The 12,650-nt window shown below is 69.1% G+C and carries 9 protein-coding genes; all 9 read left to right on the top strand.

Annotation, left to right across the window (positions count from 1 at the left end):
• Positions 1-255: 255 nt before the first annotated feature.
• Genes ABE543_RS08780 through ABE543_RS08740 form a run of 9 tightly spaced genes read left to right on the top strand, consistent with a single transcriptional unit; the run spans position 256 to position 12,637 of the window.
• Positions 256-1,887 carry a TldD/PmbA family protein gene (locus ABE543_RS08780; protein ID WP_277381262.1) on the top strand — a complete coding sequence of 544 codons (1,632 nt, stop codon included), beginning with the start codon at positions 256-258 and terminating at the stop codon, positions 1,885-1,887.
• 28 nt (positions 1,888-1,915) lie between these two features.
• A complete protein-coding gene (locus ABE543_RS08775; RefSeq protein WP_074902370.1) occupies positions 1,916-3,550 on the top strand; it encodes a TldD/PmbA family protein in 1,635 nt (544 codons plus the stop codon).
• A gap of 21 nt (positions 3,551-3,571) precedes the next feature.
• A complete protein-coding gene (locus tag ABE543_RS08770; RefSeq protein ID WP_346475594.1) occupies positions 3,572-4,906 on the top strand; it encodes a TldD/PmbA family protein in 1,335 nt (444 codons plus the stop codon).
• A complete protein-coding gene (locus tag ABE543_RS08765) occupies positions 4,906-5,613 on the top strand; it encodes a DUF4159 domain-containing protein (RefSeq protein ID WP_065174125.1) in 708 nt (235 codons plus the stop codon). The genes ABE543_RS08770 and ABE543_RS08765 overlap by 1 nt, the downstream gene beginning before the upstream one ends.
• Before the next feature lie 12 nt (positions 5,614-5,625).
• Positions 5,626-6,609, top strand: a complete 984-nt coding sequence (locus ABE543_RS08760; protein WP_053515950.1) for a MoxR family ATPase — start codon at positions 5,626-5,628, stop codon at positions 6,607-6,609.
• Positions 6,610-6,616: 7 nt separating this feature from the next.
• On the top strand, positions 6,617-7,510 hold the full coding sequence (locus tag ABE543_RS08755; protein ID WP_065174124.1) for a DUF58 domain-containing protein: 894 nt from the start codon (positions 6,617-6,619) through the stop codon (positions 7,508-7,510).
• Entirely contained in the window at positions 7,507-8,634 is a 1,128-nt protein-coding gene (locus ABE543_RS08750) for a BatA domain-containing protein (protein WP_111187055.1), read from the top strand. Before ABE543_RS08755 ends, ABE543_RS08750 begins: the two co-directional genes overlap by 4 nt.
• A complete protein-coding gene (locus tag ABE543_RS08745) occupies positions 8,631-10,811 on the top strand; it encodes a hypothetical protein (RefSeq protein WP_346475593.1) in 2,181 nt (726 codons plus the stop codon). Before ABE543_RS08750 ends, ABE543_RS08745 begins: the two co-directional genes overlap by 4 nt.
• Positions 10,808-12,637: a hypothetical protein gene (locus ABE543_RS08740; protein ID WP_346475592.1), complete on the top strand. Its 1,830-nt coding sequence runs from the start codon at positions 10,808-10,810 to the stop codon at positions 12,635-12,637. The genes ABE543_RS08745 and ABE543_RS08740 overlap by 4 nt, the downstream gene beginning before the upstream one ends.
• The last annotated feature ends 13 nt before the right edge of the window (positions 12,638-12,650 follow it).

Below are 12,650 nucleotides of genomic sequence, written 5' to 3'. Positions count from 1 at the left end.
GCGCCATGGATGGCGCGACCGAGGCTACAGGGACGTATTCACGCCGTCCCCCGCAACCGGACCCACCCCGCCATCCCACGGAATGCCCGCGTTTGACGTTGACGGTGATTCCAGCAGGTGCAGGGCGGCAAGCCCTGCCGCGCCCCACCCATGACTGCAGTCACTTGTGCTGATTGCCCTCCGCTGGCGAAAGTCGAGCAGTTGACGTGATCGGCTTGGCCCGTTGCCGGCCGCACGCGAGTGAGAGAGAGCGCTGTGCAACGACGTGAGTTCCTGGCTTTATCCGGTCTGGGCATGGCCGGCCTGCTGCTGCCGCACGCGCGGCTGATCGCCGCCGAGCAGCTGCTCGAACCGGGCGACGTGGCCCGCAGGAAGGTGCTGGCCGAGGCCGCGCTGGCCGCTGCCAAGCGGGCCGGGGCGACCTACTGTGACGTGCGCATCGGCCGCTACCTCAACCAGGCCGTGATCACCCGCGAGGCGCGGGTGCAGAACGTCACCAACAGCGAGTCGTCCGGCATCGGCATCCGGGTCATCGTCAACGGTGCATGGGGCTTCGCCGCCACCCGCGAGCAGACCCCCGCCGCGGTCCTGGCCGCCGTCGGGCAGGCCGCCGCCATCGCACGCGCCAACGCCCCCCTGCAGAGCCGGCCGGTGCAGCTGGCACCGGTCACCGGCGTCGGCGATGTGAGCTGGAAGACCCCGATCCGCAAGAACGCGATGGCGGTGCCGATCCAGGACAAGGTCGACCTGCTGCTGAGCCTGAATGCGGCGGCGATGAACGCCGGTGCCGACTACATCAATTCCACCCTGTTCCTGGTCAACGAACAGAAGTACTTCGCCTCCAGCGACGGCTCGTTCATCGATCAGGACATCCATCGCATCTGGCTGCCCTTCACGGCCACCGCCATCGACAAGGCCACCGGCAAGTTCCGTACCCGCGCCGGTCTGTCCTCGCCGATGGGCATGGGCTACGAGTTCCTCGATGGCGACGCGCGCGGCAAGGTGCAGCTGCCCGGCGGCATCACCGCCTACCGCGACTCCTACGATCCGGTTGAAGATGCGATCGCAGCGGCGCGGCATGCGCGCGAGAAGCTGAAGGCGCCGTCGGTGAAGCCCGGCAAGTACGATCTGGTACTGGATCCCTCCAACCTGTTCCTGACCATCCACGAGAACGTCGGCCATCCGTTGGAGCTGGACCGCGTGCTGGGCTACGAGGCCAACTACGCCGGCACCAGCTTCGCCACCCTGGACAAGCGCGATGCTGGCTTCCGCTGGGGCAGCGACATCGTCAACTTCTTTGCCGACAAGACCCAACCGGGCAGCCTCGGTGCCGTCGGCTATGACGACGAGGGCGTCAAGACGCTGCGCTGGGACCTGGTCCGCGACGGCATCCTGGTCGATTACCAGGCCACGCGCGATGAGGCACACATCCTCGGCCGCGATGCGTCGCATGGCTGCAGCTACGCCGATTCCTGGTCCAGCGTGCAGTTCCAGCGCATGGCCAATGTCTCACTGGCGCCAGGCAAGCAGTCACTGAGCGTGGAGGACATGATCAAGGACGTGGAGAACGGCATCTACATCCACGGCCGTGGTTCCTATTCCATCGACCAGCAGCGCTACAACGCGCAGTTCGGCGGCCAGCTGTACTACCAGATCAAGGACGGAAAGATCGCCGGCATGGTCGAGGACGCGGCCTACCAGATCCGCACGCCGGAGTTCTGGAACGCCTGTACGGCCATCTGCGACGAACGCGACTTCCGCCTTGGCGGCTCGTTCTTCGACGGCAAGGGCCAGCCGGGCCAGGTCTCGGCGGTGTCGCACGGTTCGTCCACCACCCGCTTCAACGGCATCAACATCATCAACACCGCGCGCAGTCTCGGCGCTTGAGCCACCCCATCGTTCATGGAGAGCAGCCTTGCACAGACGTGACTTCCTGGCCCTGACCGGGCTTACCGCGGGCGGCCTGATCGTGCCGTCCTTCTTCGGCAAAGTGATCGCCGCCGAGCAGCTGCAGTCCAGCCTTGACCCCGCGCTGAAGAAGCGCCTGGCCGATGCTGCCCTGCAGGCCGCCCGCAGTGCCGGCGCCACCTACTGCGACGTGCGCATCGGCCGCTATCTGCGGCAGTTCGTGATCACCCGCGAAGACAAGGTGCAGAACGTGGTGAACACCGAGTCCACCGGTGTGGGCATCCGCGTGATCGTCAACGGTGCCTGGGGCTTCGCCGCCACCAACGCATTGGGTACTGCCGACGTGGCCAGGGCCGCCCAGCAGGCTGCGGCCATCGCCAAGGCCAACGCAGGCGTGCAGAGCGCGCCGGTGCAGCTGGCCAGCACGCCCGGCGTGGGCGAGGTCAGCTGGCGCACGCCGATCCGCAAGAATGCGATGGAGGTGCCGATCAAGGAGAAGGTCGACCTGCTGCTGGACGTCAATGCCGCAGCGATCGGCGCCGGTGCCAGCTTCGTCAATTCGATGCTGTTCCTGGTCAATGAACAGAAGTACTTCGCATCCACCGATGGCTCCTACATCGACCAGGACGTGCACCGCATCTGGGCACCGATGACCGTCACCGCCATCGACAAGACCAGTGGCAAGTTCCGCACCCGCGAAGGCCTGTCTGCGCCGATGGGCCTGGGTTACGAGTATCTGGACGGCGCCGCCGCCGGCAAGGTCGTCAGCCCCAACGGCGTGGTCAACTACAGCTCCTCCTACGACATGAAGGAGGACGCCATCGCGGCCGCCAAGCAGGCGCAGGAGAAACTGAAGGCGCCGTCGGTGAAGCCGGGCAAGTACGACCTGGTACTGGACCCGTCGCACACCTGGCTGACCATCCACGAGTCGATCGGCCATCCGCTGGAGCTGGACCGCGTGCTCGGCTACGAGGCCAACTACGCCGGCACCAGCTTCGCCACCCTGGACAAGCGCGAGCAGCGCTTCCAGTACGGCAGCGAGCTGGTGAACGTGTTCGCCGACAAGACCCAGCCGGGCAGCCTCGGCGCGGTCGCGTACGACGATGAAGGCGTGAAGTGCAAGCGCTGGGACCTGATCAGCAACGGCAAGCTGGTCGACTACCAGACCATCCGCGACCAGGCCCACATCCTCGGCAAGACCGAGTCCGATGGCTGCTGCTATGCCGACTCGTGGTCCAGCGTGCAGTTCCAGCGCATGGCCAACGTGTCGATGGCACCGGGAAAGACGCCGCTGAGCGTGCCGGACCTGATCAAGGACGTGGAGAACGGCATCTACATCATCGGCGACGGCTCGTTCTCGATCGACCAGCAGCGCTACAACGCCCAGTTCGGCGGCCAGCTGTTCTACGAGATCAAGAACGGCCAGATCACCCGCATGCTGGAGGACGTGGCCTACCAGATCCGCACGCCGGAGTTCTGGAACGCCTGCACCGCCGTGGCCGACGAACGCGATTACCGCCTGGGCGGCTCGTTCTTCGACGGCAAGGGCCAGCCGGGCCAGGTCTCGGCGGTTTCGCACGGCTCGTCGACCGCACGCTTCAACGGCATCAATGTCATCAACACCGCACGCAGCCTCGGCTGACCGGTCAGGAGCCCTTACACCATGAGTATCTTCACCGAAGCCCAGGCCAAGGCCATCCTCGACAAGGTCATCGCCCTGTCCAAGGCCGATGAATGCACCGCCGTGCTGGCGGGATCGATCGCCGGCAACATCCGTTTCGCCCTGAACAACGTTTCCACCAGCGGCATCGTGGACAACACCGAGCTTGCCGTTACCGTGGCCTTCGGCAAGCGAGTGGGCACCGCCTCGATCAACGAGTTCGACGACGCCGCACTGGAACGCGTGGTGCGCCGCGCCGAGGATCTGGCCCGCCTGGCACCGGAGAACCCGGAGTTCATGCCCGCCATCGGCAAGCAGACCTACCGGCCGAGCCCGACCTTCAGCGAGTCCACCGCCGCCATCGATCCGGCATTCCGCGCCAAGGTGGCCGCCGATTCGATCGCGCCCTGCCGTGGCAACGGACTGATTGCCGCAGGCTTCCTTGAAGATGGCCAGGGCTTCTACGCCACTGCCAACAGCAACGGCAACTTCGGTTACCAGCGCACCACCAACTTCGACTACACCTGCACCGTGCGTACCGAGGACGGCCGCGGATCGGGCTGGGTCGGCCGCAACCTGAAGGACGCGGCGGACTTCAAGGCCGACCAGGATGTCCGCATCGCCATGCGCAAGGCCACCGAATCGGCCGAAGCCAAGGCGCTGGAGCCGGGCAAGTACACAGTCATCCTGGAGCCGGCCGCGGCCGCAGGCCTGATCAGCTTCATGATGAATTTCTTCAGTGCGCGCTCGGCCGACGAAGGCCGCAGCTTCCTGTCGAAGAAGGGCGGCGGCAACAAGCTCGGTGAGCAGGTCTACGACCCACGCGTGAACATGTATGCCGATCCGTGGCACCCGGAAGCGCCGGTGCTGCCGTGGGACAACGAGGGCATGCCGCGCGAGCGCCTGGCCATCATCCAGAACGGCAAGGTGGCCAGCCTGGACTACTCGCGCTTCTGGGCGCAGAAGCAGGGCAAGACCGCCAAGGCCACGCCGGGCAACCTGCTGATGAGCGGCGGCGAGAAGAGCACCGCCGAGCTGGTGCGTGGCACCCAGAAGGGCATCCTGGTCACCCGCACCTGGTACATCCGCATGGTCGATCCGCAGACCGTGCTGCTGACCGGCCTGACCCGTGACGGCACCTTCTACATCGAGAACGGCCAGATCAAGCACCCGGTGAAGAACTTCCGCTTCAACGAATCGCCGGTGATCATGCTCAACAACATCGAAGAGCTGGGCAAGCCGGTGCGCGTGGCCGGCGACGAGTCGAGCTTCGTGATGATGATCCCGCCGATGAAGCTGCGCGATTTCACCTTCACCTCGTTGTCCGACGCCGTCTGATGGATCGCCGGGCCTGCCTGCGCTGGTTGGCTGCTGCCGCTTCGGCGGCCGCGCTTCCGGCCTGGGCACAGGCAGGCCCGCGCAGTTCGCGCTACGACTTCTGGTTCACCCGCCTGCAGTACGACTCGGGCGACTGGGACGTGGACGCGCGCATGCCGTCCAACCTGATCACTTCGCTGATCGACTACACCTCGCTGCGCGTGGACCCGCAGGAACACGTGGTGGCACTGGCCGACCCACGCATGCTGGAAGCCCCCTTCTGCTACCTGGCCGGGCACACGCTGGTGGAATTCAACGCCGCCGAGCGGCAGAACTTCGTGCGCTACGTGCGCAACGGGGGCTTCGTCTTCGTCGATGACTGCAACCATGACATCGATGGCCTGTTCGCAACCTCCTTCGAGGCGCAGATGGGCCGCCTGTTCGGGCCCAGGGCGCTGCAGAAGCTGCCCAACAGCCACGCGCTGTACCGCAGCTTCTTCCGCTTCCCCGATGGACCACCGGCCACCAGCTTCGAGCTGAACGGCTGGGGCGACGATCTGGTGCACGACTATCTGAAGGGCATCGAGGTCGATGGCCGCCTGGGCGTGCTGTACAGCAACAAGGATTATGGCTGCGAGTGGGATTACGACTGGCGCAACAAGCGCTTCCTGGCCGAGGACAACACGCGCTTCGGCGTCAACATCGTGATGTACGCATTGAACAATTGAGTGAGAGCCCCCATGACCCGCCCTGATCTCGATTCCCTGCTGCCGCGCCTGCACGATCTGCGCGCCGCCCTGGCCCGTGCCGTGGTCGGCCAGCACACGGTGGTCGAGCAGCTGCTGATCGGACTGCTGGCCGGCGGCCACTGCCTGCTGGAAGGCGCGCCCGGCCTGGGCAAGACCCTGCTGGTGCGTTCGCTGGGGCAGGCGCTGGAGCTGCAGTTCCGACGCGTGCAGTTCACGCCGGACCTGATGCCCAGCGACATTCTGGGTACCGAGCTGCTGGAGGAAGACCACGGCACCGGCCATCGTCACTTCCGCTTCCAGCAGGGGCCGGTCTTCACCAATCTGCTGCTGGCGGATGAGCTCAACCGCACGCCGCCCAAGACCCAGGCCGCGCTGCTGGAAGCCATGCAGGAACGCACCGTCAGCTATGCCGGCACCACCTATGCGCTGCCCGCGCCGTTCTTCGTGCTGGCCACGCAGAATCCGATCGAACAGGCCGGTACCTATCCGCTGCCGGAGGCCCAGCTGGACCGCTTCCTGCTGCACGTCCTGGTCGATTACCCCAGCGAGGCCGAGGAGCGCCAGATCCTGGAACAGACCACCGGCGGTGCCGGCGAGGCGGTGCCGAAGGTGATGGACGCCGCTGCGGTCATCGCCCTGCAGGCGGCAGTGCGCCAGGTGCACGTCAGCCCCGATGTGCTGGCCTGGATCACGCGGCTGGTGCGTGCCAGCCGACCCGGGCCGGAAGCGCCCGCGGCGATCAACCAGTGGGTTAAGTGGGGTGCGGGACCACGCGCCGGGCAATCGCTGGTGCTCGCGGCCAAGGCGCGCGCGTTGCTGCAGGGCCGCTTCGCCGCCACCCGCGAGGACGTGCAGGCCCTGGCTGCACCGGTGATGCGCCACCGCCTGCTGCTGTCGTTCGCCGCCGAAGCCGAACAGAAGCGCGCCGACGACGTGGTCGCCGCTCTGCTGCACGCCGTGCCGTTCCCCGGGTGATCCACGCGTGAGTGCTGGCACGCTGGTCCTGCCTCCCGAACTGCGAGCGCGCCTGCGCGCGCTGCGGTTGCGGCCACGTCTGGCCAGCGGCGCGAGCGGCATCGGCCAGCACGCGAGCCGCAGTCGTGGCGCCGGCCTGGAATTCGCCCAGTACCGCGCCTACGAACCTGGCGATGAACTGCGCCAGATCGACTGGAAACTGTACGCGCGCTCGGACCGCTTCTTCGTGCGCGAGTCGGAGCGCGAAAGCCCGATCACGGTGTGGCTGCTGCTCGATGCGACCGCATCGGCCGGCCAGTCCGACCGTGGCGCGCCGGCACGCAGCCGCCTGGATCACATGCGCATGCTGGCCGCCTGTGTCTGCGAGCTGGCACTGCAGCAGGGCGATCATTTCGGCCTGCTGACCGTCACCGGCGACGGCCTGCAGCTGGTACCCGCAGCGCAGGGCGCACGCCAGCGCGACCGCGTGCACCTGCAACTGCATGCCCTGCAGCCACGAGGCGGCTGGCCCGCCCGTGACACGCTGCGCCCGCTGTGGGAGCGCGTTCGCCCGGGCGACCTGCTGCTGGCCATCGGCGATGGTTTTGATGACGCCGGCATCGTGCTGCTGGAGCAGCTGGCCAGTGCACGCCGCGAGGTACTGCTGCTGCAGGTGCTGACCGCCGACGAGCGCGACTTCCCATTCGATGCCGGCCATCGGTTCCGCGACCCTGAAACCGGCGAGGAACTGCTCGGCGATGGCGCGGCGATCCGCGCCGACTACCTGCAGCGTTTCACCGCTGCACACACGGCACTGCACCTGCGGCTGCAGGCCAGTGGCATCGCCAGTGCCACCGGCTGGCTCGATCAACCGGTGGACCAGCCGCTGCAGGCGCTGTTCGGCCGCGGGGGCGGCGCGTGAGCCTGCTGTTTCCGCTCGGGCTGGCCGCACTGGCGGCGTGGCTGCTGCCGCTGCTGATCCATCTCGCGCGTCGCCATCCCTACACGCCGTTGGACTTCGCCGCGCTGCGCTGGCTGCGTGCACGGATCCGCCCGCGCCAGCGCGTCCGCTTCGATGACTGGCCGCTGCTGCTGGTGCGGTTGCTGCTGCTTGCCGCGCTGGCCGTGCTGCTGGCGCGGCCGGCATTGACCGGACCGGCGCCGGCTACCGGCGCATGGACGGTCGTCGCACCCGGTCTGGATGCGACCGCGCTGCATGCCGGCGCTCCTGCCGACGACGACAACTGGCGCTGGCTTGCGCCCGGATTCCCCACCATCGACCAGCCACCACCGGCCACGGATGTGGCCCTGCCCAGCCTGCTGCGCGAACTGGATGCGCAGCTGCCGACCGGCACCGCGCTGACCGTGCACGTGCCCGATCCGCTGCCCGGCCTCGACGGCATGCGCCTGCAGCTCTCGCGGGCGGTGCAATGGCAGACACATCCCCGTGCGACCGCCGCAACGGCCGCGCCCACCCCGCTGCCGCAACTGCGCATGCACGCTGATGCCCCGGCCGCGGCACAGCGCTGGCTGGCTGCGCTGCAGCGCGCATGGGGCACCCGATCACCCGCGCCCGCCTTGCCTGCGGATGCGCTGCCCGCTTCGGGTGAAGTCGGTGTCTGGAGCCGCGCCGATGCGCTGCCCGCTCACTGGCAGGCATGGCTGCAGGACGGTGGCAGCGTGCTGACCGCCGCCCGGCCGGCAGCGGATGCACGCCCGCTGCTGCGCGACGCCGAAGGCGCCACGCTGCTGTGGCAGCAGCGCGTTGGCCACGGCCGCCTGCTGTTCCTGCCCGGCGAATGGAACGCCGCAGGCAATGCCGCGTTGCGCGATGCCCGCCTGCCGCACACCCTGCTGCAGGCGTTGCAACCCGCGCCACCGCCGCGCTCAGGCGATGCGCAGGATCACGCACCGCGCCAGGTCGCCCTGCCGGCTGCCACGCCTGCCGTGCGTGAGCCCACCGCCTGGCTGCTGCTGGCCATCGTGCTGTTGTTTGCACTGGAGCGCTGGATGGCCAGCAACGCGCGGCGGAGGCTACCGGCATGACGATGCTGCAACGCGCCTGGCAGCGCGCACGGCGCCGCAGCGGCGCCATCACTCTGCTGCTGGGACTGCCGTGGGCGCTGGCCGCGACCACGCTTGCACTGCGCCTGGGCGGTTTCGATATCGCCTGCATCGTTGCGACGGCCACTCTGCTCGCCTGCACGGTGCTGGCCACGGTCCGTGCCCGCCGCTTGGATCGCCGCTGGGTGCAGCGCCGGCTTGACGGCAGCGGGGCCAGCGAAGACAGCGCCGACCTGCTGTTCGCCGATCCTGCCGCACTCAATCCGCTGCAGCAGCGCCAGCGCGCACACGTGCAGGCCGCGCTCGAACGCGCCATGCCGGAACTGCGTCCGCGCTGGCCGCGCGGCGCGTTGCTGCTGTGCTGGGTCGGAGGGATCGCCGTCGCACTGCTTGCGTTGGGCTGGCCACGGTCCGGTCCGTCCATGCCGGGCGTGTCCTCGTCGCGCCCCGCTGCCCCGGCAGTTGCGGGCCCGTTGCAGCTGCAGTCCACCCGCCTGCGCATCGAGGCTCCGGCCTATACGGGTCAACCACCCCGTAACCAGAACGCACTCGATGCCAAGGTCGCCGCCGACAGCCGCTTGTCCTGGTCGCTGCGCTTTGATCGTGCGCCTCGCAGCGCATGGCTGCAGTTCCACGATGGCCGGCGCGTGCCGCTGAGCGAGCGCGACGGCCACTGGCAGGCGCAGGATGTGGCCCGTGCACCGGTGCTGTACCGCCTGGTCAGCGAACCGGCACTGGCCACGACACGCCTGTACCGCCTGGACGTGGTGGCGGACCGTGCCCCGACCGTACGCGTGCTGGAGCCCGCTGCCAGCCTGGTACTGGGCACGCCCGGGCAGCGCCAGTGGGCACTGCGCTTCGAGGCCAGCGACGATCACGGCGTGGCCACGCAGGCCCGCCTGTCGATCACCCTCACCCAGGGCAGCGGCGAGAACATCACCTTCGTCCAGCGCAGCGTGACGCTCACCGGCAGTGGCGAAGCAACGGCGCGACGGTTCGCTCACACGCTGGATCTGGGCGCACTGGGAGCGCAGCCCGGCAACGATGTGATCGCCCAGCTGGAAGTGCGCGACAACCATGCCCCGACACCCCAGACCGGCCGCAGCAGCAGCGTGATCCTGCGCCTGCCCAGCAGCGAGGCGGTGCTGGGCGCCGAGCTGGAAGGCCGCATCAAGAAGACCCTGCCGGCCTACTTCCGCAGCCAACGGCAGATCATCCTCGATGCGGAGGCGTTGATCCGCCAGCGGCGCAGCCTGGCCGCCGATGACTTCGTCAAGCGCAGCGACGCCATCGGCGTCGACCAGCGCATCCTGCGCCTGCGCTACGGCCAGTTCCTTGGCGAAGAGAGCGAAGGCGCACCGAAGCCGCCGCCAACCAGCGACCTGCCGACCAGTGACACCCCTCCCGCAGACGATCATGACGACGATCACGACCATGATCACGACCACGCGGCGCAGCCGCAGGCCGGCGACCACGACGCGCATGGCCACGACCACGGCGGCAACGCAGGCAACGCCGAGACGCCACCGGTGTTCGGCAGCGCCACGGACGTGCTGACCGAGTATGGCCACACGCACGACCACGCCGAGGCGGCGACCCTGCTCGATCCGCAGACCCGCGCGACGTTGAAAGCGGCACTCGACCAGATGTGGGCCTCCGAAGGCGAGCTGCGCCAGGGACGCCCGGAGCAGGCGCTGCCGTACGCCTACAAGGCACTGGGATTCATCAAGCAGGTCCAGCAGGCCGAACGCATCTACCTGGCCCGCGTCGGCCCGGAACTGCCGCCCATCGATGAGGGCCGGCGCCTGGGCGGTGACCGCGCCGGGCTGGCCAGCCGACAGCTACCACTGACGGCACGCACGGCACCGGACCCGGCCATCGTCGAGGCCTGGCAGCGACTGGGCGACGGCGACGGCACGCCGGATCTGGACGCGCTGGCGGGCTGGCAGCAGCGCAATGCGATCTACCTGCCCGACGCGCTCGACCTGGCGGCCGCCATCGAACAGTTGCGCATCGAGCCAGGCTGTGCCGACTGCCGGCAGCGCCTGCGGTCACAGCTGTGGAGGGCGCTGCAGCGCCCCGTGCCGCAGGCCACACGCCGCAGCGCGGCCGATGCGATGGGGCAGCGATACCTGGATGCACTGGAGGCGCAGCCATGAATCTGTCGGCACCGGCTCTGTGGGTCGCGCTCGTCCTGGTGCTGATCGTACTCGTCGCCAGCGCGCGCCAGCTGCGCGCACCGGTGCGACCGCGTGGCCCGCTGTTAGCCGTGCTCGGCCTGCAGGTCATCGCCGCTGCACTGCTGTACGCATGCCTGCTGCCGCCCGCACGGCAGCAGCCCGCTGCGGGCCTGGTGGTGCTGGGTGCCGATGCCGGAAGGGCCAGCGCGCAGCCGGCAAGCGAGGGACCGCTCCTCCTGTTGCCCGAAGCCGCCCAGGTGCCGGGTGCGAAGCGTGTGCCGGACCTGGCGACGGCGCTGCGCCAGCATCCCTCGACGCGGCTGACCCTGGTCGGCGCCGGCCTGGAGGCACGCGACCGCGACGCCACGCTGCCCGCGCAGGTCCATTGGCAGGCACCGCCCGTCCCTCGCGGCTGGACCGCGCTGCAGCTGCCCGCGGATGTCGCCCCTGGCGCGCGCTTCGACGTGCAGGCGCAGGCCCGCGGCGTCCCCCGTGCGCAGGCTGAGCTGCTGGACCCGGCTGACACGGTGATCGATCGTGCCCCGCTGGGCGAGGACGGACGGGTGCGACTGAGTGGCGTGGCCCGTGCCGAAGGCCGCAGCGTGTTCCGCCTGCGCCTGCTGGATGGCGAAGGCCATGTCGTCGATACCGTTCCGGTACCCCAGCAGACCCTGCCGGCCACACGGGTCCGCCTGCAGATCCGCGCCGGCACGCCGGGACCCGAACTGAAATACCTGCGACGCTGGGCCACCGATGCCGGCATCGACGTGCAGATGCAGGCCGACACCGGCGCCGGCCTCAGCATCAGCGCAGGTCAGGTCGGTCTGGACGCGGCATCGTTGGCGCGCACCGACCTGCTGCTGCTGGACGAGCGCAGCCTGGCCACGCTGGGGAGTGGCCAGCTCGCAGCGGTGCGCCAGGCCATGCACGAGGGCCTGGGTGTGCTGGTCCGCAGTGCTGGCGTGCCATCGGCCGGAGCGCGGCAACGCCTGCGCGAGCTCGGCCTGCCCATGCAGGGCGATGGCGCCAGCCGCAGCGTCACGCTGCCCGGCGATGGTGACAGCGCGATGCTGGCAGCCCGACGCGGTCCGCTGGCGTCCGGCACGCTGCCTACTCGCGATGGCGAAGAGGCTGATCGTGATTCGCATGCCGCCGCGCTGCCCACCTTGGAACAGCTTGCGCTGCAGGTGCCTGCCACCACCGCACTGCTGCACGACCGCAGCGGCGCTGCCATCGGAGGCTGGCGCGATGCCGGCAAGGGTCGCATCGGCCTGCTGCCGCTGACCGACACGTGGCGCTGGGTGCTGGCCGGCCGCGACGATCGCCATGGCGAGCTGTGGAGCGACGTGGTCGGCACCCTGGCGCGCGCGCAGGGCGGCAGCACGGCGCCGTGGTCGCCGCAGCCGATTGCGTGGGCCGGGGAACGACAGGCCCTGTGCGATGTGCAGGCGCCGTTGCAGGTGTTCGATGCACGGGGCGCGTCGGTGGCGCTGATCGTGGACGGCGGCACCGGCAGCGCACGCTGCGCCGGCTGGTGGCCACGCGAGGCCGGTTGGCACCGGCTGCAGCAGGGCGAACGCTCCTACTGGCGCTATGTGTTCGACAGGACGGATGCAGCGGCGCTGCACCGGCAGGGAATGATCGATGCGACGGCGCAGGCCCTGGCCACCTCCGCACCGGTCAAGGCACAGGCGACACAGCCCGTGCCGGGATCACGCTGGCCATGGTGGCTGGCCTTCGTGCTGTGTGCGTCGCTGCTGTGGTGGCTGGAACGGCGGCCGCCTGGCGTTGCCCGTACGGCATAGCTTCCCCCCATCC

This window comes from Stenotrophomonas sp. TWI169 (genome assembly GCF_039674705.1).
Lineage (GTDB): Bacteria > Pseudomonadota > Gammaproteobacteria > Xanthomonadales > Xanthomonadaceae > Stenotrophomonas > Stenotrophomonas maltophilia_P.
Note: the sequence above shows the minus strand (reverse complement) of the source record. Positions and strands in the feature narration are given on the sequence as shown.

Coding starts and splice junctions, on each gene's coding strand:
- ABE543_RS08770 (WP_346475594.1), top strand. CDS start 3,572: ATGAGTATCTTCACCGAAGCCCAGGCCAAGGCCATCCTCGACAAGGTC.
- ABE543_RS08765 (WP_065174125.1), top strand. CDS start 4,906: ATGGATCGCCGGGCCTGCCTGCGCTGGTTGGCTGCTGCCGCTTCGGCG.
- ABE543_RS08760 (WP_053515950.1), top strand. CDS start 5,626: ATGACCCGCCCTGATCTCGATTCCCTGCTGCCGCGCCTGCACGATCTG.
- ABE543_RS08745 (WP_346475593.1), top strand. CDS start 8,631: ATGACGATGCTGCAACGCGCCTGGCAGCGCGCACGGCGCCGCAGCGGC.
- ABE543_RS08740 (WP_346475592.1), top strand. CDS start 10,808: ATGAATCTGTCGGCACCGGCTCTGTGGGTCGCGCTCGTCCTGGTGCTG.